The sequence below is a fragment of the Segetibacter koreensis DSM 18137 genome (genome assembly GCF_000374045.1).
Lineage (GTDB): Bacteria > Bacteroidota > Bacteroidia > Chitinophagales > Chitinophagaceae > Segetibacter > Segetibacter koreensis.
Window position 1 is genome coordinate 124280 of record NZ_KB893316.1, and the last position, 26111, is coordinate 150390.

Sequence of the window (26111 nt, forward strand, 5' to 3'; positions counted from 1 at the left end):
AGTTTTATCGTGGTAAAACAATTGGAGTTTTTGCATTGACATTGATCTCGTGTTCGGCTAATTGTGAGAGTCTGTCATCAATTTGTTTTTCGTTTATTTCTGCTTCATGAAAAATAGTTGCAGACTTTTCCATGTCAAGGGTATTGGCAAATGCGGCAGCAGTGCCATAGGTACTTATTTTAAAATGATTAATAGCTTGTACAGACGCCAGCAGGCTTGCATCTTTTATGGCTGCATCGGTGCAGTTACTTAATTTTTCTTGTGCTTCATCAATAAAAGCCTGCATAATCCTGTTCGTAAGGCTTAGAAAACCAATGTTTTCCTCGTCATAAAACCCTTCCATTTTTTGTACATGTTGTTGTACCAACTCAAGGTATTTCTGTAAGACGGTTTTAAGTTTTAGAGCGCTGGCTTTGTTTATCCAGTCTGGTAAAACATTTTTTAATTGTACTTCTGCACTGATAAATTTGCGAGCATCATAATCCAACAAGTCGTGCAGGGAAGCTATGTTTTGAATATTGTCTGCCATAATATTTGTATTTTAATTTTTACAAATTTAGCCGTCACTTTCAACTAAAGAAATGACTACAATCAGGTAATTGCATATTTTTTCTCATATGAAATGGATGTGAAATGATGTTGTTTTGATGAAGTGTTTTAAGATTTTTTAATACCATTATTGAAGTATAAGTATGCAACAATCCCGGCATTAATATTTTAATAATAGTAGTACAAGACAAGCAGTACAATAGCTGATTACCTAAAAATTACATTTATGCGACGCTATTTCACCAAAGAAGTAATGTTTAATGAAAATGAAGCCGTTAGTGCTATTAAACAATGGGCGTACCCATTAAAAAGTAAAGCGGACTTGCAGCCTTTGTTTGACCGGATAGGAGATGCAAAGATTGTAATGTTGGGTGAAGCAAGTCACGGAACGCATGAATATTATACCTGGAGAACAGAAGTTACAAAACGGCTGATTGAAGAAAAAGGGTTCAATTTTATTGCTGTAGAAGGAGATTGGCCAGATTGTTACCGGCTTAACCGATTTGTAAAAGGTTATGATTTTGAAAGTAAAAGCGCCTATAAAGTATTACATGATTTTAAGCGATGGCCAACATTTATGTGGGCCAACTGGGAAATAGTCGCCCTCGCCGATTGGTTACAAAAACATAATAAAGGGTTAATGGCTAATAAGAAGGTTGGATTTTATGGTCTTGATGTTTATAGCCTTTGGGAGAGTATGGAAAGTATTATGCAGTATTTAAAAAAAACGGATCCGGCCGCATTGAAAGTAGCCGAAGAAGCTTACCGCTGTTTTGAACCTTACCGTAAAGATGAAGGAACTTCTTATGCAAGGGCATCGCAATTTGTACCTGAATTGTGCCAAAATGAAGTAGTGGGGTTGTTGAAAGAAATACAGCAAAAACTTCCAAGTTATAATACGGATTATGAAAACGTATTTAGCGCGGAGCAAAATGCAATGGTTACGGTAAATGCAGAAAAATATTACCGGGCCATGATCGCTGGGGGCCCACATAGCTGGAATGTAAGAGACAGGCACATGGCCGATACATTGGACCGTTTATTACAATTTCATGGAGAAAACGCAAAAGTAATTGTATGGGAACATAACACACATGTTGGAGATGCAAGAGCAACAGACATGGTCGATGAGGGCATGTTCAACATTGGAGAACTTGCCAGGATGCAGCATCATGACAAAGGTGTGGTGCTGGTAGGCTTTGGCTCTTATAAAGGGTCGGTAATGGCAGGCAGAAGTTGGGGTGCACCTATGCAAGTCATGCAACTGCCGGAAGCAAAAAAAGGAAGCTGGGAATATTTATTACACAAGGCAGGCACCGAAAATAAATTACTGTTGATGGATGATTTTTCTGGCAATGATGTGCTTATGGAAAATCATATAGGTCACCGTGCAGTAGGCGTCGTTTATAACCCTGACTACGAGCAATATGGAAGCTATGTACCTACCATTTTGCCAATGCGTTATGATGCGTTTATTTACCTCGATCAAACAAAAGCTTTACATCCGTTACATATAGAACCAGATGGACAGCAGGTGCCTGAAACTTATCCTTTTGGTGTCTGAACTCGTTGTATTACGTAATTCAATTAACATGTTCGTTTGCTGTTTATGCTTAATTCTTTACTAAACTTTATTTTAATTTACTAAACTTTATTTTAAAATAGTTATGCTAAAAAAAACACAACAAAAAGAACCCATTAAAATTTCACCGGAAAATAATCCTGAAATATATCCTGAAGATATTCCTGAACCGGAACCACTACCTGAAGAGGAGGCAGATATTATTCCTGATGAAGAACTTTTTGAAACGCCCCCTTACGAACCCCCACCTCCTGGTGAAGGACCTTAAATGACAAGTATCCATATAGAAAAAAATACAACTAAATATGATACACGAAACAAAAGAAGTAGACTTCAAGCTATTAAAAATAACCAGCGATGAATTCATTGATAATGACTTTATTCCTGCAAAATATACTTGTGACGGATTAAACATAAGTCCGCCGCTGAATATTGAACACATTCCTGAAGAAGCAAAAAGTTTGGCAATTATTGTTGATGATCCTGATGCACCTTCTGGTACCTGGGTACATTGGGTAATGTGGAATGTTCCTGTCACGCACCATATTAAAGAAAATGAATCGCATGGCACCGAAGGTTTGAATGATTTTAAGCAAAATCGTTACGGAGGCCCATGTCCGCCATCGGGCACACACCGTTATTTCTTTAAAATATATGCTTTAGATACAATTTTGGACTTGCCTGCTAATACTAAAAAACTAGAATTAGAAAAAGCAATGAGCGAACATATTATCGCATTTGGTGAATTGGTTGGTTTGTATAAAAGATGATAATAATTTTTAGTGTAAAATGGTTAAGTTGTTATTTCCACTTTTATTCCCGAAATCATTGCATCCACTGATTTTTGTCATAAACTCTTATACTCTATAAGAATACTTTTGAAGTATTAATAACTAGATCGCAAAACACCTAAATACAGGAATAATTTACAATAGAAGATTTTCATCAATAAGTACTATGCATAACTGCAAAGAGAAGTAACTGCTATAAAAAAAGTGCAATGTTTATTCCGGCTTATAATATTGACAAAGTTAGTTTAACTACAATGTCGTCGTGGCTAGTAACAGTATTGCTGCTGATTATAGCTTTTAGATACTTGAAAGATATTATTGTTTTTGTACTGATTAAATTGTATGAACTCTTCATTCAACATAATACCTGAAATGTATGATTATTGAAATAGATGATACAAAAACACTTGAAGAAGTCAGTAAATCGTTTTCAGAAAGCTTCCCGTTTTTAAAGATGGAGTTTTATGATGAGGGGCATCATTGGCAGGAGCAATCTTCGCGTAAACATATGCTTCCACATAATAAAACAATTGGCGAGGTAAGAAAAAAACATAATCCTGGAGCGATGGAAATACACAACTGGCAAAAAACCGGAACGGTTGAGCAGGAATTTAGGAGATTATTTGGCTTAAACATCCAATTGTTCCGGCAGGAGGGAGACATGTGGATACAAACAGCGGGGACTGATGAGTTAACTATTGAGGAACAAAACCAAATAGGCCGAAATATGAGCGAGGATTTACTCCATGGTACAGATAGAAAATTTGAAGAAGAAAAACCGCTTTAAAACCGACAATATTGTGCACATGTGCTGGTATATCAGCGTAAATAAAAGCTCCCCGTTAAAAGGGAGCTTTTGAAATTAGGCTTTACAATGATAATTACCAGACTTTAAGGTGTTCCTTCTGTTACGTTGTCATTGCTATCGCTTCCAAGGCTATAAGGATTATTTTCTTCGTCTTCTTCTCCAATTTTTTCCATAGCGTCATCAGCATCTACTCCTGACATGTCGAGATCATCCCCTGAAACATTGGTTGCCAGGCTTCCTTCATTCAGCAAATCACCCTGGTTATCGGTTTTATCCAATTCGGCCCGTCGCAAAAGTGGGTCATCTTCTACAGGCATATCTTCATCTGCTCTTCTTAAAAGAGTTCTTTCAGTTGCCGATACATCTGCTTCGTTACCCATTACAAGATCTGTATCTTCATCAATCTCATCAGTTTCAAACAGCCCAAGGCCTTCTTCATCGTCCGAAGAGATGGTAGTATCCTGCATTTCGCCAAGATTTGGAACAACAATATTTTCTTGCCCGGGAATATCACTTACATCAGGAAGATCAATAACAAAAGTTTCAGATTTCATTTTCTCCAAATCCTTCGGAGAATCATGTATATCTTCTTCTTTTAGCTCTTCTTCTTTTAGCGCATTTAGTCTATTAATATTAATTTCATTGTTTTGCTGAGAGCTGCTCTCATCTTCAGCATTATTTGTATTATCGTTGGTAATCATAATTAAGTTTTTCGTTTTAAAATTTATACACTTCACGCTACTTCGAGACTTGCCTGTTTTAAAGCATCTCTTATCAGTTCCTGGCTTTCTAATAAAGCTTCTGCATAAGGTTCGTACAATATTCTTGCCGGCGGCTTATTTTCACGAAGCTCCGCATCCCACAAGCCCGCGTTGTGCCAGGGAGACAAGTGATCCCAATCCGGGCGATCAATAATAGGATAGAGGCATATACCATAAAAAGGGACTCCCTGCTCTATAACGGCCGCGGTTTCTTCTGCTATCATATTCATCCACAAAGGCCGGTCTTCTTTAGGATGACTGGTTTCAGTAAGCGCCAATGGTTTTTGATAACGTTCATATACTTCCAGGTACAAGTCCCGTAAAGGTATCCAGCGTGGGTCGGCGGGAGTTTGTTTCCAGTCAAGAGGTCGCCAAAGATCTATTTCCCACTGATTTCGATAATAAAAATTTAATCCGACGATATCAACATACTCTGGTTTTCCACCTAGTTCCGGACTCATGTACCCAGAAAGTATGTCTACCGCCTGGTATTGATAATTATGCCATATAGCAGCCTGTTCAAGTCTTTCCGGTAGTGCATCCAGTTCGGGAACCGCATTTATGAGGGGCTCTGTTGTTAAAATTACAATAGACGGGTCTTCTTCACGCATGGCAGCTACTCCTTCTATGTACGCCCGCATTAATGCGTATTTCACCTGCCATCCCGACCCTGTACAATAGGGAGATGTGCCACGAACATCGCCGCCTAGCCATGATAAAAAACTAACTTCATTGATAGGTGTAACTATTAAAGTTTCGTAAGGATTTATTGACCGGTAAAATTTTACAAAAGCACGGCAAAGCGCCGAGAACCGACGAGGAAACATGGGATGTAAGGGGGTGATATCGTCAGGAAAACCAAAGTGACAAATATCCCACAACTGTTGTATTTTATTTGCTTTTCCTCTCTCCAACATTACTTTTACCGTACTCCAGTCGTAATGATAGGGCCGTGTTTCTACATGACTCCATCTTATACCTTCCCGGACAGTTTTAATATTAAAAGGATTTAATAGCTGGTAATCGTGATCAATAAGCTCCAGGTGTCCTGTTTCATTTAAAAAGTCTACACGATTTCCAAACGCATTTAGTTTATCGGTACACTCATAACCCGCCATCCAAAACGAGCTGAAAGGATTATTCAACATAAGAATTCAAAAGGGTAATGCCTTATTTTATTATTAAATATTCTAGATATAAATGCTTTGATAAAAATATATTTTTATCAAAGCATTGCACAGTTAATTGTCATTTACCGTGTACTTACACGTAATATTATTTTCTTTTCAAGCCAAAGGTAATAACATATCTCGCCTGAAAAACTAGGCTGCTTAATCCACCTTGTGCGTAGTCATGATCCCATCTTGCTCCTAAATCTAAAAAGCCATTGAAATATCCGATACCAACAGCTTGAGAAACACTGGTTTTAGAAACGCCATAATGCACTGTTGACTCACCTACCTGTCCTGTTACATAAAAGTTGGGGCTCAGCTTATAATTTACACCTGCCCTAAGTGGATATATGGTAGCTCTTTTCAGTTGATCCTTTCCTCCATATGATCTAAATCCTGCATAAAAAACAAGGGAGAAACGACGCGCCAGCGGAACATCTAATAAAGCAGATCCACCTATTCCCAGGTTATGGGTTTTTCCGAAGTCACCTATCGGGATTCCTACCTCAGGGCCTATCCGTAAATTTAGATTATTTCTTTCCCAGCGAGAATACACAGTACGGGTAGTAGTCTTTACTATTGTATCCTGGGCATGTATGGTTGTGGCAGCAGCAAATAAGACAATTACAACTAATAAAATTCTTTTCATAAAATTTTTTTAAATACAGCTAACAAAGTTCGTTTAATAATGAGATAAAATCTTCAAACATAAATAATCAGGCCAAAATAATTTGTTCTGCTACTTTTAGTCCGCTTGTCAGGGCTGCTTCTACAGTTCCCATTTCCGGGCCGTCATACAATGCTTCTCCGGCAAAAAACAACGTATTATCTACAGGTTCTAATATAATTTTTCTCGCCCTTTGTGTATCAAGGGTAGAGTAGGAGTACGACCCCATAGTAAAAGCATCATTAGCCCAGTTAAAAACTTTGTGCCATTTTATTTTCTTTTGCAACTCATTCCTGTCGATCTTAAAAATATTGCTTAAGGAGGTAAGGGATAGCATTAGGATAACTTCATCTGTTTCATTCTTTATTTTTTCTGCCTGCGGACCTGAAAGCCAGCCTGTAAGTAAAGGTGTATGATTTGGTAATTGTGTCCACCAGGTAGGTAGGGCCATATCTGATAGCACCATATGCAGTCGAGATGTTTCTGTTTTTGTTTGCTGCTTTACTGGTAAATTTTCCCAAAACACGTCTCCAAATTCAATAAGAATTTTTATTACAGCGCCATAACCCATTTGTTTTGCAGCTATTTTTTTTGATGGTAATTGTGGAGAATACAGAATTGCTGCTTTTGAATCATCAGGTAAACCCCACACGCCTAAAGGCACTGTAACAATAACTTTTGATGCTGTAAACGCATTTCCTTGCTCATCACACACTTTTACATTTCCTTTTTGCCAGCTTATTTCTTTTACAACGGTAGACAACTTAATTATTGATCCTGCATTCCGGCAACTATCTGCCAGGTAATTTATCATTTCTCCATAGCCTCCTACAGGTCTGTATTGCTGCTCATCTTCACTCATCCATTCTTGCAAAAAAGCTTTTGCACTTGTTCGTTCTGTCTCACCTGAATAGTAACCCTCAATATAAGACGTTAGAGATTTTCTTAAATCAGTATATTTCTCTTCTTCAAAAAATTTATTTAAAAAATCAGCGATACTAATGTCTTCTTTTATATTTTTAAGATGCTTTATTACCAATTCCGCGTTTTCAAAAAAATCACTTTCCTGAGTCCACTCACCATTCTTAACATTCCAAAATTCGCCTTTTATTTCTTGCTTATCCAGTCCAGCTTTTTCTAATAAGTCAAGTGTTACTTCCAGGTTTCCATGTATAAATTCTGCGCCTCCTTCTACCGGCATTGACAAACTTGGATCCTTCAATGTGTAAATACGCCCGCCAACACGGTCTCTTGCTTCCAACAAACAAACTTCCAAACCTGCTTCAGACAGTTTTTTTGCTGCCATTAAACCTGCTGCCCCTGCACCGATTATAATTACATCCATAGATTCAATTAATGGAATTTTATCTCAGAAAAATAAAAAAGGAAATTTTTGTACCCATCAATATATTCACTGATAGTGCTTCTGTTGCGTCGCACACTTGTACAGTTTGTTCCCCGATAATTATCTTTTCAAATATCGATATAATTGAAACAACCATAGCTAAAATAAACTGAACGATAACCACTTTCACGTTCTCCTAAAATTACCTGTTAGTATAATTTGGGGGTGTAAAAAGCTTTTTTCGGGGTTTTAGGAAAATGCAAATAATGTAAATTATGAAAATTACCAGAGGCTTGGTTTTTGCAAAAATGCCAATGTAAATATTTATACAAAAACCAAGTAAAATGGAATTAAGAAAGTTAGGAAAATCAGATGTAATGGTTACCCCAATGGCTTTTGGTGCATGGGCAATTGGGGGATGGATGTGGGGAGGCGCTGAAGAAAAAGCTGCTATCGCCGCTATAAAAGCAGCCTACAATGCCGGCATTACCACTATAGATACGGCACCCGTTTATGGCTTTGGAAGAAGTGAAGAACTTGTAGGTAAGGCAATGGAGGGAATACCGCGCGATAATTATCAGATACTGACAAAGTTCGGTATGAACTGGCAGACTGAAGAAGGCGAGTACTTTTTTGATTCTGTAGATAATGATGGAAAACCATTTAAAATGTATAAATGGGCATCGAAGAAAAAAATTGTGCAGGAATGTGAGGATAGTCTGCGCAGGTTGAAGACCGACTATATAGACCTGTACCAGATACACTGGCCCGATGCTACAACGCCTATAAGTGAAACATTTGAGGCTGTACAACAATTGATAGACCAGGGAAAGGTAAGAGCCGCAGGAGTCTGCAACTATAATGTGCAACAGGTGGATGAAGCACTGAAAACTATTCAGATCACTTCTAACCAGGTACCGTATTCTATGGTTAACAGAAGTATAGAAATGAATGTAGTTGAACAGGCGATTGAAAAAGATTTAGGAATCATTGCATATAGTCCTTTGCAAAGAGGTCTGCTGACAGGAAAGATTAAGCCGGGACATAAATTTGGCGAGGGAGATACCAGAGAAGGCAATCGTTTTTATACCGGTGAAAATATTATGAGAACAAATAAATTGCTGGAAAAAATAGCGCCGATAGCTGAAAAGCATGATGCCACCCTTGCGCAAATAGTGATTAAATGGACCATTCATCGGCCTGGCGTTGCCTGTGTACTAGTGGGTGCGAGAGACGAAGACCAGGTAAATGATAATGCACAATCTCTAAGCATCAGCCTGACTGATAAAGAATTGCAGGAGATAACAAATGCTGCTGATGAGTTTAGTTTGGCAGAGGAAAAAGTTTCTTAATCAGTTTTTTCTCTGCAAATCATGCGTGAAAGTATGTGAAAATAAAAATGCATCATGTCTTTTTTTACTAACAAAATAATTTGTGGAAACAGCTAATTGAATAAGGAAAATCGGAGAATCCAGAGAAACGATAAGAGGTACAAGTGATTAACGGTTTAATTAATTTTTATCAGCTACCAGATCTTTCCACAAGCAATCATGTTTGCAGAATAACAACACTTGTGGCGAGGAATTCTGTAAACCCCTTATCTTAGCAACCTTTAAAAAAGGAATATGCCAACTATACTGATCATTGATGATGAGAGAGCAATACGAAAAACCCTGAATGAGATTTTGGGCTTTGAAGGATACAAAATAGATGAGGCTGCAGATGGCGAAGAAGGTCTTAAAAAGTTTCAGTCTGCAACATACGACGTGGTTTTGTGTGATATTAAGATGCCAAAACTTGATGGTATAGAATTTTTAAATAAAGCGTTTGCTATAAATCCTGATGTGCCGGTTATTATGATCAGTGGTCACGGAAATATTGAAACTGCTGTTGAAGCTGTGAAAAAAGGTGCGTTTGATTTTATCTCAAAACCTCCTGATCTTAACCGTTTGCTTATTACCATCCGCAATGCTATTGATAAAACTGATCTTGTTAAGGAAGCGAAAGTTTTGAAGCGGAGGGTAAGTAAGGTGCAGGAGATGATAGGAGAGAGTGCACCCATTCAAAAAATAAAAGAAACAATTGATAAAGTTGCGCCTACAGATGCAAGGGTAATGATAACAGGTGAAAACGGAAGTGGTAAAGAACTGGTAGCAAGGTGGATACATGAAAAAAGCAACCGGCATGAAGCGTCACTGGTGGAAGTGAACTGCGCAGCGATACCGAGCGAACTGATAGAAAGTGAATTGTTCGGACATGAGAAAGGTTCGTTCACGTCGGCCATTAAGCAGCGTATAGGAAAGTTTGAACTGGCTAACGGGGGAACATTGTTTTTAGATGAGATAGGAGATATGAGCCTTAGCGCACAGGCGAAAGTCTTGCGTGCACTGCAGGAAGGAAAAATAATGCGGGTAGGGGGCGAAAAAGAAATTCCGGTGGATGTTAGGGTAGTGGCGGCAACCAATAAAGATTTATTAAAAGAGGTTGAGAATAAAAATTTCCGGTTAGATCTTTATCATAGGTTAAGTGTTATTATTATTCATGTGCCATCATTAAACGAAAGAAGAGATGACATTCCATTATTGGTAAATAAGTTTTTAGAAGATATTGCTGAGGATTATGGCCAGGCAAAAAAAGAAATAGATGCACAGGCATTGGAAGCTTTAAAAAAACATAACTGGACAGGTAATATACGTGAATTGAGAAACGTAGTAGAGCGACTGATTATTCTTTCCGGCAAAACGATAACTATAGAGGATATATCAAATTACGTTGCAATTTAAAACAGTGCATAATTGCAGTCACATAGCCTTGGGTGTTAAAAAAAATTACAAAATTTAGAACTGGTAGGGCTATGGCCTGAAGCCATCAATATTTAATTACTCGTATGTAAATTCGACAACTTCTTTCATCGACTTTAAGAGGCGAACATTTCCGGGTATTTTTGTTACCTGGTACACTTGTACTCCTGACATTATAATTTGTTTGCCAGGAAATGCATAACTTATTTTTTGAAGATATTCATCGGGCGAGATACCGGCAAGATTTGTAATCAGGTGAAAATGGAGATAGGTAAAAGAATGGTTCTCCTGGTAAATTTCAATGCTCTTCAAAGAAGCATTGCTTCCAAAGTAAATAACCCTGTTCTTATTTTTTTTCAGCAGGTAATGTATGAATTGCAGGGGAATCTCGTGCCTTTCTCGCTCAGGCGTAAATAAAACAATTTCCTTTTTTGCAGTTGTTTTAACCAATGGCAGATCATCTATTGCTTTTGTCAGTTTTTGCCGTATTATATTGCTGGTAAAGTGCTCCTGTGCAGGAATAATATGATCCGTCAACCACAACACACCAATTCTTTCTTGAAAGGGATTAATTACATTAAGAATTGCCGATTCTATTCCCATTTTTTCCAATACTTCATTAAAAGTCTCTTCAAATCGCTCTTCGTTGAGGTCAATTGAAGATTCAATCAATTCCTTCACATAAAAGTCATTTTCGTTTTCTTTAGCAAGCTTTGTCAAGGTCATTTCATTCAACTCGTCAGGTCTGAGAGCAGCAATTTTTGAGATCTTGAAGCCGTTGTTGTATAAGTAGGAAATCCTTAAAATTTGTTTTAAATTCTCAGTATCGAAAAATCTGTGCTTGCTTTCTCTTCTTTGAGCTACGCCAATTCCGTAACGCTGTTCCCAAATACGCCACGTGTGTGCTTTAATACCGCTCAGATTTTCAATATCTTTTATCGTAAATTCATTCATACAGAAATAAAGTTATCTCTCTTTTATTTAATAAAACGAACGCCGTGAGATGTAAACACAGTTATTTACAAAATTTGACAAAATGGATGAAAGTCGTTACTACAACTGTGGCATATATTTCTATTTAAAAAAAACGATTTTCATGTTATATTATTATAAGTCATTAAATATAGCTTCCTGTTTCTTCTAAATGTTATAAAAGTAAGACTACAGAAAATAATATTTTTTTATTTAAGAAAACTTTTCGGTAAACCTCTTTTGTCAGATAGATTATAATGTACATTTGCCAACTTCAAAAGCTACTTATGGGTTGGATACTTTTTATAATTGGTACTCTTGGATGGCATATTGGTATGTATGGCATGTTTAAAAAAGCCGGTATAGAACCATGGAAAGCATTTATTCCGTTTTATAATACCTGGTGTATAGTTAACAAGACCAATATTCGTAAAGTATGGTTCTGGCTACAGTTTATTCCTATTGCGGGCCAGTTTATTACCATATGGATTACCATCATTTTTGTAATGCATTTTGCCAAATTTTCTTTACTTGATCATATTGCTACTGTACTTTTTCCTTTTATTTATTTTCCTTATTTAGGTTACTCTTCTAAAGTAAAATACGTAGGTCATGAAGTTGTAAAAAGGTATCACAAAAGTGCAACAAGAGAATGGATAGATGCTGCGGTCTTTGCCGTAGTTGCTGCAACTATCATTCGCACATTCGTTTTTGAAGCCTATACGATTCCTACAGAGAGTATGGAAAAGACTTTATTGGTAAACGATTTTTTGTTTGTAAACAAAATGAGTTATGGGCCGCGTATTCCTCAAACCCCCATTTCATTTCCTTTTGTACACAACATTATGCCCTTTAGCACGACAACACCATCTTATACCAAACTGGTTCAAATACCTTATACAAGGCTTCCGGGATTTCAGCAGGTAAAAAGAAATGAGGTAGTTGTATTTAATTTTCCGGCGGGGGATACTATTATTAACCTTCCCGAATTTGGTTCTAAAAATCCTTATTATGATGTTTTAAGAAATCAATTTAAGGGAAACAGGGATGCTTTGATGGCGGAATATCCCATATTGGTACATCCCATGGATAAAACAGATAATTATATCAAAAGATGTATAGCAATAGGCGGTGATACATTGTTGATTAAAGATGGAAAGGTGTACATAGATGGAAAAGCTTCGCCTATTCCAGCTGCTTCGCAAACAGAATATCTTGTTGAAACAAATGGCCAGCCTTTCAGCGATGAATTCCTGCAAACTCAACTGCATATAAATACTGAAAATGATAATGGCCAGATATACGCTTTTGAAGGTAAAGCGAATACATATGTTATTAATATGACCCCTGGAGAAGCTGAAATCGTAAAAAAACAGCCTAATTTCAAAAGTATTCAATTTGCTTTTAGTAACATGCCTGGTAGCACCTTTCCCTACAGCGACGATTATCTCTGGACTCCCGATAATTTCGGCCCTGTTTATGTTCCGGCAAAAGGAAGCACAATTACTCTTACCCCTGAAAACATTGCTATTTACCGCCGGCTTATTACCACCTATGAAGGAAATAAACTGGAAGAAAGAGGTGGCAAGTTTTTTATAAACGGCCAGCAGACAAATACCTATAAATGTAAATGGAACTATTACTGGATGATGGGCGACAACCGCCATCGCAGCCAGGACAGTCGTTATTGGGGATTTGTACCGGAAACAAATATTGTAGGAAAAGCATCACTTATTTGGTTTAGCTGGGAAAATGGCCCTCGCTGGAACAGGTTGTTTAAGACGATAAAATAATATATCTTTAATTTTTTTCAAGAGTCCTTCCCGATCTTCGGCGAAGGACTTTTCTATCTAAATTGCTTTCCGTATGATAAAAGAAGATTTTGCATTTTCTTACGAAGTATATGATTCAATAGAAGAATTAACCGCCGAAGATGCCTCACTGCTAAGTGAAGCACGAAAAGTAACAAAAAACGCGTATGCACCATATTCTCATTTTAGAGTGGGTGTTACTGCATTATTAGAAAATGGTGAAATTGTGAAGGGAACTAACCAGGAAAACGCGAGTTTTCCTATTGGACTTTGTGCAGAAAGAGTCATGCTCGCAGCAGCAGCATCTATGTTTCCTGATGTACCTATAAAAACAATTGCTATTAGCTACGATAATGAAAACGGTGAAAGCACTCATCCTATCTCACCTTGTGGCATTTGCCGCCAAAGTTTACTTGAGTACGAGACAAAGTTAAAGCACCCTATACGAATTATATTGGGGGGGCTACAGGGAAAGGTGTATATAATAGAACGTGCAGGTATGTTGTTGCCTCTAAGTTTTACAGCAAATGAATTGAATACGTAAAGAAAAAAAAATTGATTGTTATAAATTATTGCTATATAAAAAACTAACTGGCACAGATTTTTAGTGATAGACTATAAACAATTAAACATTATGGAAACTACAAAAGCGACAATAACCATTCTTAATGATCTTATTGAGATCAATAATGACCGTATTAAGGGTTACGAGAAAGCTATCGAAGAATTAAAAGATGGAGACCAGGATCTTAAAACTTTGTTTGCAGGCATGATAGATGAAAGCCGCGACGCAAGAAATGCAATTGGTAAAGAAGTTCAGGCACTGGGCGGAGAAATGGAATCTGGAGACGCTACCACAAATAGCGGAAAAATATACAAAGCATGGATGGATGTAAAAGCCGTTTTTACCGGTCACAACAGGCATACAGTCTTGTCTAATTGTGAATTTGGAGAAGATGCTGCACAAAAAGCTTATAAAGCTGCGTTGGCTGAGGAACATTTACCTGCTTATCTACATCAGATGTTAGAGCAGCAAAGATTAAAGTTCAAGGTTTCGCATGATAAGATTAAAGCTTTGCGTGACCAAGCAAAATAATAAAACAAGTAGTTTGCTTAAGAAGAGTTTCAAAAGGTACAAGTCTTTTGGAACTTTTTTTATGGTTGCTTTTACCTTTCAAAGATTTGTACGATAAAATTTAAAATTTTCGGCAATATCCGCAGGAAAAAAGCCGCAATTTCCTCGTTGAAAAATTATTCTTTTTTTATCTCCCTGGCAATTAATAAAGCAAAAAAGTAAAAGATTTACTATTCTTTTACTTTTGCTACCCTCGCTGCAATTCTTTTTGCTTTATGAAAAGAATAATGAAAAGTTTCTGCAGAAAAATCGGTCGTTTAACTGTTAAATCTGAAAACATTCTTTAGGTTTTACCTGACAATTAATCTTTAAGTCTCTTAATTTAGGGTTTACATTTACCCGAAGTTTTCTTTTGACACTATTTAAATATATAATTGTTCTATTTATCACAATGTTTGCAGTTGTAGCTGCCCGTTCTCAACCCTATAAATATTCTAACCTTCGTAATAAAAAAATTGTTGCTTCTTCTTCAATAATCATCGACACTGTCAGTATTGTGCCACGCACCTTTTTTATTAAAGGATATGATACTTCGTATTATAGTATAGATGATGTAAATGCTATTCTCACCTGGAAAAAATCTTTGCCAACAGATAGTATCCAGATTTTTTATCGCGTATTTCCTTATCGTTTAAACGCCATTAAAAAAAGATTTACATACGATAGTGTAATGAATAATTTTATTGCGCAACAAAAGGTTTTAAATACAAAACATGAAGGTGAAAACAGTTTATTCGATTTTGGAACAATGAATTATAACGGCAGCTTTGGTCGTGCATTAAGTTTTGGAAACAGCCAGGATGTTGTAGTTAATTCACAATTTAATCTGCAATTGAATGGATTGTTGGGCGACAGCATACAACTTGCTGCAGCTATTACTGACAACAATATTCCCATTCAACCAGATGGTACAACCCAACAGTTAAATGAATTTGATCGTGTCTGGCTTCAATTTAAGAAAAAAGGCTGGGAGGTTAACCTGGGAGATATAGACTTACGACAGAATCAATCTTATTATCTCAATTTCTATAAAAGGCTTCAGGGAATTTCCTACAGCAATGTTTCGAGGTTAGGAAAAAATGGTTCGAATAAAATACAGACAACGGGTGCCATCGCTAAAGGAAAATTTACAAGAAATGTTTTTCAGGGTGAAGAAGGAAACCAGGGCCCTTACCGGTTAAAAGGAGTAAACAATGAAATATTTTTTATAGTTCTCGCAGGAACAGAAAGGGTTTTTATTGATGGACAATTAATGCAACGGGGAGAAGACCAGGATTACGTAATCAATTATAATACTGCAGAGATCGCTTTCACTCCCCGCCGCATGATTACAAAAGACAGTCGTATACAAGTCGAATTTGAGTATGCGGAGCGAAGTTTTTTAAACTCAATGTTATATGCTTCGGACGAATTGACTGTAAATAAAAAACTTGCGATAAACATTGCAGCATACAGCAATGCCGACGCAAAAAACTCCCCTGTTAACCAGCAGCTTGATACAAAACAAAAACAATTTTTAAACAATATCGGTGACAGTATTCAAAATGCTTTTTATCCAACTGCAACACCTGATACTTTTTCTACGACAAAAATTTTATATGCTCAAATAGATACTTTTGATGATAGAGGCAGCCAGAAAATTTATGTTTACTCCACCAATAAAGACAGCGCAAAATATAGTTTAGGTTTTATAGAAGTAGGTCAGGGAAAAGGAAATTACGTACCGGATTTTAATGGAGCAAACGGAAAAGTATTTCGATGGGTAGCGCCGGTAAATGGATTGCCACAGGGAAATTTTGAACCTGCTACTTACCTCGTAACTCCAAAAAAGCAACAGGTTGTAACAATAGGTGCAGTGTATGCAATAAACGAAAAAACAAATTTATCTACAGAAGTTGCAATGAGCAACTATGATGTAAATGCTTTTTCGGCTAAGGATAAAGGAGATAATAAAGGATTCGCAGGAAAAATGAATATAGATCATTTAATTCATTTATATACTCATACTGGTAAAGTGCTGCTATTAAAAACAGTTGGCGGGTATGAAGTGACTGACCAAAATTTTCATCCTGTTGAAAGGTTGAGAACAGTCGAGTTTTACCGTGACTGGGGGCTTGAATTTCAACCTGGAGCTGCTACTGAACACTTACCCTTCGCTGAATTCCAATTATCGGATTCAGCCGGAAATTCTTTGCAATATCAATCATCTGCATATATTCGGAGCGATGGTTATAAAGGCCTTCGGCAGCTTATAAGCCACGAGCAAAAAATAAAAGGGTGGCAGTTAAGAAATATTTTTAACCTTACTAATTTTCATTCCCAATATAATAAAGGTTTTTTTCTACGGCCGTCAGTAGATGTCAGCAAAGTTTTTCACCAGCTAAATAACTATGTGCTTGGAGCAACTTATTCGCTGGAGCACAACGAAATACATGATAAGTTATCTGATACAGTTTCTTCTTCCAGTTTCGCTTTTACGACAGTTTCCGCATATATACGCTCAAACCAGGCGAGAAATAATCATTGGTCATTGACTTATTTTACCCGTAACGATCAGATTCCTTATTTCAAAAAACTTGAACGGGTCGACCGAAGCCAGAATATAACGCTTAACACCGAGTTGTTATCAAACAGCCATCACCAGCTGAGGTTAAATGTCACATACCGGCAACTGCAGGTTACTAACAAAACATTATCAAACCTCAAACCGGAGAATACAATTTTAGGTCGCGCAGAATACGCAATAAATGAATTTAAAGGATTTATTACAGGAAATGCTTTATACGAGGTGGGCGCAGGCCAGGAGCAAAGAAGAGATTTTATATACTTAGAAGTACCGCCGGGCCGCGGAGAATATGCATGGAACGATTACAACAAGGACGGCATTCCTCAGTTAAATGAATTTGAAATAGCCTTATTTCCTGACCAGGCAAAGTTTATCCGTGTTTTTACTCCTACCAACGAATTTGTAAAAGCTAATTATACTCAGTTTAATTATAGCATAACACTAAACCCTAAAACACTTAGCAATAAGTTTAGAAATAAAAAGTTTGGAAATTTTATTGGAAGAATAAATCTTCAATCTTCTTTACAAACAGCTAAAAAAGAACTGTCTAAAGGAGATATTGTTTTCAATCCTTTTAAGAAAATTTCCCTAAATGATACAGCATTGCTTACCCTTACAAATGTGTTTACTAATACGTTTTCTTTTAACAGGTTTAGCACAAAGTGGGGTTTCGATATCAGCAATGGAACGAATTACAACAAGTCTCTTTTGACCTATGGTTTTGAAAGCAGGAAACTAAACGACTGGACTTTAAAAGGTAGATGGAATCCATTGCGTAATTATACTTTTGAGCTTATTCAAAAAATTACAAATAATTCTTTGTTTACTCCCAAGTTTAATAACCGCAACTACGAAATTGAAACCATAAATAGTGAGCCTAGACTCACATTTACAAGTGGTACCAGTTATAGATTGTCAACGAGCTATGAGTTTAGTCAAAAGAAAAATAAACTTATATACGGTGGCGAAAAATCAACTAGTAATTCATTAAATGTGGAGGGAAAATACAACGCAGTAAACAACACAAGCCTGACAGGCAAGTTAACCTATGCAAATATTAGTTACACTGGTACGCCCAATACAACAGTCAGTTATATTATGCTGGACGCATTAATGCCGGGAAAAAATATGCTATGGAACTTTGATTTGACGAAACGGCTAGGCAACAATCTTGAGCTTACCTTTCAATACGAAGGAAGAAAACCGGCAGAAACAAGGACGATACATATTGGCCGTGCTTCTCTCAGGGCTATTCTGTAATAAAAAAGAGCAGGGAAATTTCCTGCTCTTTTTTATTTTTTATTATTATAAGGCATTATTCGTTAACCAAATATTCCGCCTTTCTTTAAAGTTTTTTTGCCTTCACCTATTTTAAATCCGTTGTGATAAACTTCAATTTTATATTCACCTAACTGGTATTTTCCTTCCTGTTTCCAATCAAAGCTTACTGTAGATTTTTTTCCCTGTTCGTAGGGTATCGTTACTTTATTAGTATAAGGCTTAGAACCTTCTTCACGTGTGTCAAAAGTTCCGCTTTCACTAGCCATTGTTACAGGTCTGCCATCTGGTCCTGTAACTGTTACATATAGATCTTTATTGCCTGTAGAGGCAACTCTATTTTCATCGACATCAAAAGAAACCCGAAGCAAATCAACTCTCTTAGCTGTTGTTGTTTCTTTCTCTTTACCATTGCCTTTTACATGTATAGGTGTAATATTTAAATTACTCGCATGAAGGGTAGAGGCAACATCTTCAACCTCTTTACGGGCAGTTTCTGTTGTGGTAAGATTTTCAGCCAACTGGGTTTTTTCGGTGCTTAATTGTTGTTTCTCAGTATTTAATCTTTTGTTAGTTGTTGCCAACTGCTGATTTTCGTATTTCAATTTCTGAATTTCAGCATACATATCATCAATACGCATGTTCAGTTGGTTAATAAGACCCCTTGCTCTATCCAGCTCGGCAGCAGTGGCATTTCTCTTACTTGTTATAGAAGATATTTGTTTTTTCAGATTATTGATTTCTGATTGTCTTTCAGCCAACGCTCCGGTAAGTTGAGTATTATTACCTGTCGCAGAGTCAAGACGTGCCAAAGCATCGTTATACTCAGCCTGCACTTCATTGCGGGCAGAATCTACATTAGAATACTGTGTCTGCAACTGATTAATTGATTCATTGGTTTTACTTTTATCGTAAATAATATAGCCCCACGTAACTAATAAGGCGGCAATTAAGATTCCGTAGATGATCTTCCTGTCATCTCTCTTGGGAGTGGGTTGAGGATTTGTTGCAGAGTATTCTGAGTTGTAAGCCATAGTTGGTTTATTTTGATTTTATAAGTTTAATTGTAAGATATTTATAGTTTTAAAAAAAGAAATTTAATTTGAATAGTATACAGTCTCTTTCTGAGTTGCTCCTAATTGATATAGAAACCGTACCACAAGTTTGCAATATTAATGAGTTATCCGCTGAAGGTCGCAAGCTTTTTTTCGACAAAATTTCAAAAACAATGCCAGAAAATTTTAATGAAGAGGAAGCATATCTGCAGAAGGCGGGTATACTGGCAGAGTTTGGTAAAGTAATCTGCATATCAGCAGGCTTTTTTTACAAAGATAAGGCGGATAGAACGTGTTTGAGAATAAAGAGTATTTCAGGAAATGATGAGAAAAAACTATTGACAGAATTTATTGAATTAGCCAATAACTTTTATAGTCATAAAAATAGAATTCAGTTCGCGGGACATAACATAAGAGAGTTCGATGTTCCTTTCTTATGCCGCCGAATGGTTATAAACCAAATACCATTACCGCCTTTTATGCATGTTCATGGTGCAAAGCCTTGGGAGATAAGTATGACCGATACGCTGCAATGGTGGAAATTTGGGGACTATAAAAATTACATTTCTCTTCATCTGCTTGCAAATATTCTGGACATCTCAACTTCAAAAGATGATATTGACGGTAGTATGGTACAACATGTGTATTATAAAGAAAATGATTTGCAGCGAATTGTAAATTATTGTCAGAAAGATGTTGTAGTAGTTGCACAAGTTCTTCTGCGCTTTAAAAATCTGCCACTTATTGAACCAGAAAATATTTTTATAGCTGAATAAAAAGCGGATTTTAGCGCACGATTTGCTGAGAAAGAAATTTTGTTTCGTGGAATTAGCTGAAAAAAAAGTTACAGAAGTTTTCTTGCTTTACTAATCTCTTGTTCCCTTTTTTCCATGCACAAAGACAATAGTAACATTTCGCACAAGTAGATCATTCTTTTTTGCTACCTGCCTTTTCTAAAATTTATAACTTCTTGAGCAGTTTTGCTCTCCCCAATAACAACATTCCTACCGTAACACCGCCAATTAATAGTGAACGGGTAACCGTTTTTTTACGAATTTCATAATCAGCAGGGGAGTTCCACCCACCATGTATACTTGTGCCAAATTTGACCGGTGCAAACACGTTACCACTTGATTCAGGAACGGGATCAGCTTTCTTTAAATAAGCCTCAATTGTTTTTACAGTAATGGCGCTAAAAACAGCCGGCATTATAGAATGAGCCAGCCTAAGAAAAGTTGCAACACTACCTACGGTCACTGCTTTTTTAGGTTGTTGTGCAACTGCAACCATTACTCTCGCAAGTCGCTGGGGATCATAAACAGGCGGAGCAGGTTTTAAATAATGTCCGGTATAATTTGCTGCGTGCTGTATGCCCGGGGAATCTAAAAAAGCAGGAAATAGATCACAAATATGAATATTCTTATAATTAACTAACTCACCCCTTAACGCCTGAGAAAAGCCGCGAAGCCCAAATTTACTCGCACTGTATCCAACTGCATAAGGCACCGGTATCCATCCGCCAACGGAAATATTATTAATAAGAATTCCATACTTCTGCGCTTTAAAATAGGGTAGTACTGCATAGGCACCATGAAGGTAGCCTAACAGGTTTGTCCTTATTACCTGGTCATGTACAGCAACAGGAGTTTCTGTAAATTCTCCTGCCGCTAAAACTCCTGCATTATTTACCCAAATGTCTATCGAACCGCCAAACTCATTTGCTGTTGCTGCCAGTTTTTGCATGGCAGCCGCGTCCGTCACATCTGCTTGAACGGCTAATGCCAATGCTCCCATTTCACGGCATTCAGCCTCTACTTCATCCAGCGCTTCCATACTGCGGGATGCAAGTATAATTTTAGCTCCGTGCCTGGCAAATTCCATTGCAGCAGCGCGGCCCGCACCACTTGAAGCCCCGGTTATAACAACTGTTTTTTTAAACAAATCGTGTTTTTTGTAAAACTCACGCTTATATCTTTCCATAGAATTAAGGTTACAAGCTAATCAGTAAATAAGTGTGCCACTAATTTTTGGTTGCCAATTGGTCGCTCCTTTTATAATTGGTTAGCGAGCTCCTGCAATCTTCTTTTAATGATCGTTTGCAGTTGAATGAGTCTTTTAAAATGCGGGTCTTCTTCAACAAAAGAAATCTTGTTTTTCCTGTTGATGTCAAAAATTAAATCCGGTGGTAGTTTTTGTGTGAGTTCCTTATCTGTTACCGTTACATATATGCTTCCGCCATTCTTCGGCCATGTCACTTCTGCCGTTCGTCTTTGTTCTTCAAAATCAAAATATATAGTCACTAAATACTTCTTTTTATGTTTTAAAATAACCTGTTGTTTACAATATAATTACCTCTAAAATTCATTTATTGTGGAACAATTTTATGTCGAAGTTGTTGAATGAAAAAAATAAGTTATGAAAAAAGGTGACAAAGTACATTGGAACTGGGGTAAATCACAGGCAGAAGGGACAATAAAACAGAAATCTGAAAAAACAATTGTGAAAAAGCTAAAAGGCACAGAGGTTAAAAGAAAGGCAAGCAAAGAAGAGCCGGCATATGTAATTGAGCAGCAAAACGGGACTGAGGTAGTTAAATCTGAAAGTGAACTTAAAAAGGGCGGAAAAGATGATTAAATGAATTAATAATCTTTTCCAATTAAAATAATGCAGGTCTTTATTATGAAATCTAAGAAATTATACAATTGAAGAGTTTCAATTTTTTATAGTAATATCTGTAATTATTTAATTAATGTTTATAACATACTGTTTACAACAGTTACGTAAATAAGAGACTGTCTCAAATTCTTTTGCATTTGCAGCACATTTTTAATTGTCGCTGTAATCATTTGAGGTGCGATACCTTTTTGTCCATGAGCCTTTGAGTGGATAGAGTATGTCTCCTGCTGTTTCGTACCCTTCCTCTGCAATTTTATCCAGTCTTTCCCACATTCTGTCTTTTTTCGTTTTGCTAATTAAATATATAGTTAAACCTATGGCAAGTACTGAAGTAACTCCGATTAATAGTTTTTCTCCGTTTCTCATTTTTACTTTTGTCTGTTAACAGCAAACTTACTGCCAGACAAAATTATGAATTTAGTTAAAAAGATTAGCATAGTTTACGGTAGTTTAACTTCAACAGCTATATATTTATGTAGAACGATGACCCATAGACCTCATGGCAAGAGTTGAATTAAGAATTTGCAGTACAAGTGAGTGACACAACGATGATGACTGAAGTTGTAAAGCCAGTAACAAAAAAGTTCTTAGTAGTTTTACATGTAAGAAAATTATTCTGATGATTATTTTACATAATTGCAAAAAATAAAAAAGAAGCTATTTGTGTTATGAATAAAGCTAAACTATTTTTTGCCGCTATATTTGCCCTCACAGAATATTATATTAATGCATTCGTTTGAGGAGTTAACCAACCAGTTTAGTGCTTTTTTCAATGTTCGTCATTTTCCTGAAGTGCCTGCATCTTTGTATGATCCTTGTGAATATTTTTTAGGATTGGGAGGAAAACGGATAAGACCTGTTATGTGCCTGATGGGCAACGAATTGTTTGATGCAATAACTCCTGAGGCTTTTGAAATTGCCACAGCCATAGAACTTTTTCACAACTTTACTTTGATTCACGATGACATTATGGACAACGCGCCGCTAAGAAGGGGAATGCAAACTGTTCATAAAAAATTTAACGAGAGTACGGCTTTATTAAGTGGTGATGTGATGGTTATACAGGCTTACGAATACATTAATAAAATAAAGACTAGTTATATAAATAAAGTTCTTGGCCTTTTTAATAAAACTGCAAGGCAAGTGTGTGAAGGCCAGCAGCTTGATATGGATTTTGAAAAGAAAAAAACAGTTGCGCTTGATGAGTATATACATATGATTGGTTTAAAAACCTCTGTATTAATGGGCGCCAGTCTACAACTAGGCGCAATTTTAGGCGGGGCAGGAGAGGGCAATGGAAAACACCTGTACGAATTTGGTCTTAACCTTGGCATCGCTTTCCAACTGCAAGACGATTACCTGGACGCCTTTGGAGATCCTGAAAAGTTTGGAAAGCAGGTTGGCGGAGATATTGTCGCCAACAAAAAAACTTTTTTAATGATACATGCATTAGAGGTAGCGACAAATGAACAAAAAGAAGAATTGCAAAATATAATGGCAATTAATCCGGAAGATAAAGTGAAAAAAGTGCTTTCAATTTATAAAAGTTGCGGTGTTGATGAATGGGCAAGAAGCCTGAAAGAAAAATATGTAACAGAAGCATTTCAACATCTTGAAGACATAGCAGTACTATCTGTCCGCAAAAAACCTCTACAGCAACTTGCCTCATTTTTGGTGCAGCGGGAGTATTAACCTCTTTTCTGATAAAGAACAAAAAATAACTGAATTCTAAAAAATTATCAAAAAACTTAGTATTAATGTCTCATCCCTTGCTGCGCAAAAAATCAATTGACAAGATATTGGCAGATGCCGAGGCAGGTCTACATGATGGGCATGGCGTTTTAAATAAAGTTTTGGGCGTAAGAGATCTGACTTTCATGGGTATTGCAGCGGTTATTGGCGCGGGTATTTTTAGCAGTATTGGCAAAGCATGTTACGATGGAGGTCCGGGTGTTATTTTCTTGTACATTTTTACTGCCATAGCATGTGGTTTCGCAGCTTTGTGTTATGCTGAGTTCGCTTCTACAGTACCTGTTTCGGGAAGTGCTTATACTTATTCTTACGTAGCCTTCGGCGAAATATTTGCCTGGATAATCGGATGGGATCTATTAATGGAATACGCTATTGGAAATATTGCCGTTGCTATTTCGTGGAGTGATTACTTTACCGGGCTACTTGATAAAGCAGGATTACATATTCCCGGGTGGCTTACAATGGATTATTTTACTGCCCATCATGGCTTTGGGGAAGTTAATGAGCTCGTCGCAAAGGGGCAAAATATTGCTTCAATAGATCCTGGCATTACTTATAAATACGATGCCTGGGTGCATGCCCCTCAACTTTTTGGTATTCATCTAATCATGGATTTACCAGCGTTATTGATAGTAGCATTTATTACTTACATTGTTTTTATCGGCATCCAGGAATCGCGCACGGCGAGCAACATTATGGTGATGATCAAGCTTGCAGTAATTTTTCTTGTCATTGTTTTAGGTGCATATTATATTCAGCCAGAAAACTGGTCTCCTTTTACCCCCAATGGCGTATCGGGTATTTTAAAAGGCGTATCTGCTGTTTTTTTTGCGTACATCGGCTTTGACGCTATTTCCACAACTGCTGAAGAGTGTAAAGATGCTCAACGCGATTTACCTCGGGGCATGATTTATTCTTTAATAATCTGTACTATACTCTATGTGTTGCTTGCATTGGTATTAACAGGTATGGTACATTACACAAAATTAAATGTGGGAGATCCGCTTGCACTGATTTTTGAAGCAAGAGGTATGAAATGGATCTCCGGAATTGTAGCAGTAAGTGCCATAATAGCAACCGCAAGCGTATTGCTTGTATTTCAGCTGGGCCAACCCCGCATTTGGATGAGTATGAGCCGCGACGGACTATTACCTAAAATATTTTCTAAACTTCATCCTGTCTATAAAACACCATCTTTTTCTACTATTCTTACAGGTTGCCTGGTTGCTATTCCCGCCTTATTTTTAAATCTCGATGTAGTACTTGCCCTTACGAGTATCGGTACATTGTTTGCCTTTGTATTGGTTTGCGGAGGAGTCCTGGTATTGCAAAAGCAAGCCAACAAACCAGCATCACGATTTAAAGTACCTTTTATAAATGGTAAATACATAGTGCCGTTTATGTTTATTGTAGCCGTCGCTATTGTTGCTTATTCAGTCCCATCGCACTTTAGTAATATTTTATCAAAAGAAGGTTTTCCTATGCTTCTTTTTTGGATTGTGGCTGCAATTGTTAGCATATTTTCGTTTAAAAATTCATTTTCATTAATACCGGTTCTTGGCTTGATTAGTTGTTTTTATTTAATGGCGCAGGAAAGTCATACGAACTGGATGCGTTTTTTAATTTGGTTAGCCGTTGGTTTGATAGTTTATTTCACTTATGGTTATCGTAAAAGTAAGCTGGCTTTAAATACAGAATAAATGGAAAATAGTGTAGAATATGTGAAAGAGAAATGGAAGAAATTGACATCTTTTTCAAAAAAAGAGGACTTAAAAGAGCAGATGTGGGAGGAAATTGTCTATCGCTATTCGGGACAGCACAGGCATTATCATACATTAAATCATATAGCACACCTCTATACTTTTTTAGATAATTATATCGGTAAGATTACAAATCCTGCTGTTATAGGCTTTGCAATAATGTATCACGATGTGGTATATGATACTTACAGTGAAGATAATGAAGAGCAAAGTGCAGCTTTTGCAGAAGCGCATTTGAGGCAGTTAAACGTAAGCGGCGCACTTATAGAAAATGTAAAAACTTTCATAAAGGCCACAAAAGACCACATAATGCCCGACGGAGTAATTTTACAAAAAGACCTTTCTTTTTTTCTCGATTTTGATATGGCTATTTTAGGGGTTGATGAAGATATGTATAAGCTGTATAGTGAAAAAATCAGGGAGGAATATGCAAAATACCCCGATGCTGTGTATAAAGAAGGGCGTAGGCTCGCGTTGCAAAAAATATTAGAAGCCAGCAATATTTTTTGCACAAATGAATTTAGGGAAGAAATGGAACAAAAGGCTCGCGAAAACATTAACAGGGAACTAGCCCTTTTGTAAAGCAATAAACATTCATGCAGTTTTTCTTATTCGTACCTTTGCCCATTA

Annotated in this window: 25 protein-coding genes; 15 read left to right on the plus strand and 10 right to left on the minus strand. The window is 36.9% G+C overall.

What is annotated here, in order from left to right:
- Positions 1 to 4: 4 nt before the first annotated feature.
- Entirely contained in the window at positions 5 to 529 is a 525-nt protein-coding gene (locus tag B154_RS0104885; RefSeq protein ID WP_018612205.1) for a YciE/YciF ferroxidase family protein, read from the minus strand.
- A gap of 246 nt (positions 530 to 775) precedes the next feature.
- Between B154_RS0104885 and B154_RS0104890 the strand changes: the two genes are divergently transcribed.
- The 4 genes from B154_RS0104890 to B154_RS0104905 all read left to right on the plus strand — a co-directional run bounded on the left by B154_RS0104890 (position 776) and on the right by B154_RS0104905 (position 3709).
- Positions 776 to 2113, plus strand: coding sequence for an erythromycin esterase family protein (locus tag B154_RS0104890; protein WP_018612206.1), 1338 nt, complete (start codon positions 776 to 778; stop codon positions 2111 to 2113).
- A gap of 103 nt (positions 2114 to 2216) precedes the next feature.
- Positions 2217 to 2399 (plus strand): hypothetical protein, encoded by a 183-nt coding sequence (locus tag B154_RS0104895; RefSeq protein WP_018612207.1) that lies wholly within the window; start codon positions 2217 to 2219, stop codon positions 2397 to 2399.
- Positions 2400 to 2436: 37 nt separating this feature from the next.
- A complete protein-coding gene (locus tag B154_RS0104900) occupies positions 2437 to 2901 on the plus strand; it encodes a YbhB/YbcL family Raf kinase inhibitor-like protein (RefSeq protein WP_018612208.1) in 465 nt (154 codons plus the stop codon).
- A gap of 397 nt (positions 2902 to 3298) precedes the next feature.
- The gene (locus B154_RS0104905) at positions 3299 to 3709 is read left to right on the plus strand and encodes a hypothetical protein (RefSeq protein WP_018612210.1); all 411 of its coding nucleotides are present in this window, start codon (positions 3299 to 3301) and stop codon (positions 3707 to 3709) included.
- Positions 3710 to 3813: 104 nt separating this feature from the next.
- Here B154_RS0104905 and B154_RS30545 read toward each other — a convergent pair whose 3' ends face one another.
- The 4 genes from B154_RS30545 to B154_RS0104925 all read right to left on the minus strand — a co-directional run bounded on the left by B154_RS30545 (position 3814) and on the right by B154_RS0104925 (position 7675).
- Positions 3814 to 4431 carry a hypothetical protein gene (locus B154_RS30545; protein WP_018612211.1) on the minus strand — a complete coding sequence of 206 codons (618 nt, stop codon included), beginning with the start codon at positions 4429 to 4431 and terminating at the stop codon, positions 3814 to 3816.
- A 32-nt stretch (positions 4432 to 4463) separates the two neighbouring features.
- A complete protein-coding gene (locus B154_RS0104915) occupies positions 4464 to 5639 on the minus strand; it encodes a hypothetical protein (RefSeq protein ID WP_018612212.1) in 1176 nt (391 codons plus the stop codon).
- 127 nt (positions 5640 to 5766) lie between these two features.
- Entirely contained in the window at positions 5767 to 6312 is a 546-nt protein-coding gene (locus B154_RS0104920) for a transporter (protein WP_018612213.1), read from the minus strand.
- A 67-nt stretch (positions 6313 to 6379) separates the two neighbouring features.
- Positions 6380 to 7675 (minus strand): flavin monoamine oxidase family protein, encoded by a 1296-nt coding sequence (locus B154_RS0104925; RefSeq protein ID WP_018612214.1) that lies wholly within the window; start codon positions 7673 to 7675, stop codon positions 6380 to 6382.
- A 344-nt stretch (positions 7676 to 8019) separates the two neighbouring features.
- On the opposite strand from B154_RS0104925, the gene B154_RS0104930 reads away from it, so the two are divergent.
- Both B154_RS0104930 and B154_RS0104935 read left to right on the plus strand, forming a co-directional pair.
- The gene (locus B154_RS0104930) at positions 8020 to 9027 is read left to right on the plus strand and encodes an aldo/keto reductase (RefSeq protein WP_018612215.1); all 1008 of its coding nucleotides are present in this window, start codon (positions 8020 to 8022) and stop codon (positions 9025 to 9027) included.
- A gap of 273 nt (positions 9028 to 9300) precedes the next feature.
- The gene (locus B154_RS0104935; protein ID WP_018612216.1) at positions 9301 to 10458 is read left to right on the plus strand and encodes a sigma-54-dependent transcriptional regulator; all 1158 of its coding nucleotides are present in this window, start codon (positions 9301 to 9303) and stop codon (positions 10456 to 10458) included.
- A gap of 96 nt (positions 10459 to 10554) precedes the next feature.
- On the opposite strand, the gene B154_RS0104940 is transcribed toward B154_RS0104935, so the two are convergent.
- Complete coding sequence (locus tag B154_RS0104940) at positions 10555 to 11430, minus strand: MerR family transcriptional regulator (protein ID WP_018612217.1); 876 nt, start codon at positions 11428 to 11430, stop codon at positions 10555 to 10557.
- 305 nt (positions 11431 to 11735) lie between these two features.
- Between B154_RS0104940 and lepB the strand changes: the two genes are divergently transcribed.
- The 4 genes from lepB (at position 11736) to B154_RS0104960 (ending at position 18220) form a co-directional block, all read left to right on the plus strand.
- On the plus strand, positions 11736 to 13241 hold the full coding sequence (gene lepB / locus B154_RS0104945; RefSeq protein ID WP_018612218.1) for a signal peptidase I: 1506 nt from the start codon (positions 11736 to 11738) through the stop codon (positions 13239 to 13241).
- 73 nt (positions 13242 to 13314) lie between these two features.
- Entirely contained in the window at positions 13315 to 13803 is a 489-nt protein-coding gene (locus tag B154_RS0104950) for a cytidine deaminase (RefSeq protein ID WP_018612219.1), read from the plus strand.
- A 90-nt stretch (positions 13804 to 13893) separates the two neighbouring features.
- Positions 13894 to 14355 (plus strand): PA2169 family four-helix-bundle protein, encoded by a 462-nt coding sequence (locus B154_RS0104955; RefSeq protein WP_018612220.1) that lies wholly within the window; start codon positions 13894 to 13896, stop codon positions 14353 to 14355.
- Between the two features lie 430 nt (positions 14356 to 14785).
- The gene (locus tag B154_RS0104960) at positions 14786 to 18220 is read left to right on the plus strand and encodes a hypothetical protein (protein ID WP_018612221.1); all 3435 of its coding nucleotides are present in this window, start codon (positions 14786 to 14788) and stop codon (positions 18218 to 18220) included.
- A gap of 62 nt (positions 18221 to 18282) precedes the next feature.
- On the opposite strand, the gene B154_RS27730 is transcribed toward B154_RS0104960, so the two are convergent.
- On the minus strand, positions 18283 to 19272 hold the full coding sequence (locus tag B154_RS27730; RefSeq protein ID WP_018612222.1) for a hypothetical protein: 990 nt from the start codon (positions 19270 to 19272) through the stop codon (positions 18283 to 18285).
- Between the two features lie 194 nt (positions 19273 to 19466).
- Here B154_RS27730 and B154_RS0104970 point away from each other — a divergent pair, with 194 nt between their 5' ends.
- Positions 19467 to 20069, plus strand: a complete 603-nt coding sequence (locus B154_RS0104970) for a ribonuclease H-like domain-containing protein (protein WP_245542554.1) — start codon at positions 19467 to 19469, stop codon at positions 20067 to 20069.
- A gap of 184 nt (positions 20070 to 20253) precedes the next feature.
- Here the strand turns inward: B154_RS0104970 and B154_RS0104975 are convergent, their stop codons facing one another.
- Positions 20254 to 21273, minus strand: coding sequence for an SDR family oxidoreductase (locus tag B154_RS0104975; RefSeq protein WP_018612225.1), 1020 nt, complete (start codon positions 21271 to 21273; stop codon positions 20254 to 20256).
- 71 nt (positions 21274 to 21344) lie between these two features.
- A complete protein-coding gene (locus tag B154_RS0104980) occupies positions 21345 to 21593 on the minus strand; it encodes a hypothetical protein (protein ID WP_018612226.1) in 249 nt (82 codons plus the stop codon).
- Positions 21594 to 21708: 115 nt separating this feature from the next.
- On the opposite strand from B154_RS0104980, the gene B154_RS0104985 reads away from it, so the two are divergent.
- A complete protein-coding gene (locus B154_RS0104985; RefSeq protein ID WP_018612227.1) occupies positions 21709 to 21927 on the plus strand; it encodes a hypervirulence associated TUDOR domain-containing protein in 219 nt (72 codons plus the stop codon).
- Positions 21928 to 22119: 192 nt separating this feature from the next.
- Here the strand turns inward: B154_RS0104985 and B154_RS0104990 are convergent, their stop codons facing one another.
- On the minus strand, positions 22120 to 22335 hold the full coding sequence (locus B154_RS0104990) for a hypothetical protein (RefSeq protein WP_018612228.1): 216 nt from the start codon (positions 22333 to 22335) through the stop codon (positions 22120 to 22122).
- Positions 22336 to 22695: 360 nt separating this feature from the next.
- On the opposite strand from B154_RS0104990, the gene B154_RS0104995 reads away from it, so the two are divergent.
- The 3 genes from B154_RS0104995 to B154_RS0105005 all read left to right on the plus strand — a co-directional run bounded on the left by B154_RS0104995 (position 22696) and on the right by B154_RS0105005 (position 26063).
- Complete coding sequence (locus B154_RS0104995) at positions 22696 to 23661, plus strand: polyprenyl synthetase family protein (RefSeq protein ID WP_018612229.1); 966 nt, start codon at positions 22696 to 22698, stop codon at positions 23659 to 23661.
- A 65-nt stretch (positions 23662 to 23726) separates the two neighbouring features.
- Complete coding sequence (locus B154_RS0105000) at positions 23727 to 25421, plus strand: amino acid permease (protein WP_018612230.1); 1695 nt, start codon at positions 23727 to 23729, stop codon at positions 25419 to 25421.
- Positions 25422 to 26063: an HD domain-containing protein gene (locus B154_RS0105005; RefSeq protein WP_018612231.1), complete on the plus strand. Its 642-nt coding sequence runs from the start codon at positions 25422 to 25424 to the stop codon at positions 26061 to 26063.
- The last annotated feature ends 48 nt before the right edge of the window (positions 26064 to 26111 follow it).

Bases quoted from the DNA above. Each gene is read 5' to 3' on its own strand.
- B154_RS0104885 (WP_018612205.1), bottom strand. From the start codon at position 529: ATGGCAGACAATATTCAAAACATAGCTTCCCTGCACGACTTGTTGGAT.
- B154_RS0104890 (WP_018612206.1), top strand. From the start codon at position 776: ATGCGACGCTATTTCACCAAAGAAGTAATGTTTAATGAAAATGAAGCC.
- B154_RS0104895 (WP_018612207.1), top strand. From the start codon at position 2,217: ATGCTAAAAAAAACACAACAAAAAGAACCCATTAAAATTTCACCGGAA.
- B154_RS0104900 (WP_018612208.1), top strand. From the start codon at position 2,437: ATGATACACGAAACAAAAGAAGTAGACTTCAAGCTATTAAAAATAACC.
- B154_RS0104905 (WP_018612210.1), top strand. From the start codon at position 3,299: ATGATTATTGAAATAGATGATACAAAAACACTTGAAGAAGTCAGTAAA.
- B154_RS30545 (WP_018612211.1), bottom strand. From the start codon at position 4,431: ATGATTACCAACGATAATACAAATAATGCTGAAGATGAGAGCAGCTCT.
- B154_RS0104915 (WP_018612212.1), bottom strand. From the start codon at position 5,639: ATGTTGAATAATCCTTTCAGCTCGTTTTGGATGGCGGGTTATGAGTGT.
- B154_RS0104920 (WP_018612213.1), bottom strand. From the start codon at position 6,312: ATGAAAAGAATTTTATTAGTTGTAATTGTCTTATTTGCTGCTGCCACA.
- B154_RS0104925 (WP_018612214.1), bottom strand. From the start codon at position 7,675: ATGGATGTAATTATAATCGGTGCAGGGGCAGCAGGTTTAATGGCAGCA.
- B154_RS0104930 (WP_018612215.1), top strand. From the start codon at position 8,020: ATGGAATTAAGAAAGTTAGGAAAATCAGATGTAATGGTTACCCCAATG.
- B154_RS0104935 (WP_018612216.1), top strand. From the start codon at position 9,301: ATGCCAACTATACTGATCATTGATGATGAGAGAGCAATACGAAAAACC.
- B154_RS0104940 (WP_018612217.1), bottom strand. From the start codon at position 11,430: ATGAATGAATTTACGATAAAAGATATTGAAAATCTGAGCGGTATTAAA.
- lepB (WP_018612218.1), top strand. From the start codon at position 11,736: ATGGGTTGGATACTTTTTATAATTGGTACTCTTGGATGGCATATTGGT.
- B154_RS0104950 (WP_018612219.1), top strand. From the start codon at position 13,315: ATGATAAAAGAAGATTTTGCATTTTCTTACGAAGTATATGATTCAATA.
- B154_RS0104955 (WP_018612220.1), top strand. From the start codon at position 13,894: ATGGAAACTACAAAAGCGACAATAACCATTCTTAATGATCTTATTGAG.
- B154_RS0104960 (WP_018612221.1), top strand. From the start codon at position 14,786: ATGTTTGCAGTTGTAGCTGCCCGTTCTCAACCCTATAAATATTCTAAC.
- B154_RS27730 (WP_018612222.1), bottom strand. From the start codon at position 19,272: ATGGCTTACAACTCAGAATACTCTGCAACAAATCCTCAACCCACTCCC.
- B154_RS0104970 (WP_245542554.1), top strand. From the start codon at position 19,467: ATGCCAGAAAATTTTAATGAAGAGGAAGCATATCTGCAGAAGGCGGGT.
- B154_RS0104975 (WP_018612225.1), bottom strand. From the start codon at position 21,273: ATGGAAAGATATAAGCGTGAGTTTTACAAAAAACACGATTTGTTTAAA.
- B154_RS0104985 (WP_018612227.1), top strand. From the start codon at position 21,709: ATGAAAAAAGGTGACAAAGTACATTGGAACTGGGGTAAATCACAGGCA.
- B154_RS0104990 (WP_018612228.1), bottom strand. From the start codon at position 22,335: ATGAGAAACGGAGAAAAACTATTAATCGGAGTTACTTCAGTACTTGCC.
- B154_RS0104995 (WP_018612229.1), top strand. From the start codon at position 22,696: ATGCATTCGTTTGAGGAGTTAACCAACCAGTTTAGTGCTTTTTTCAAT.
- B154_RS0105000 (WP_018612230.1), top strand. From the start codon at position 23,727: ATGTCTCATCCCTTGCTGCGCAAAAAATCAATTGACAAGATATTGGCA.
- B154_RS0105005 (WP_018612231.1), top strand. From the start codon at position 25,422: ATGGAAAATAGTGTAGAATATGTGAAAGAGAAATGGAAGAAATTGACA.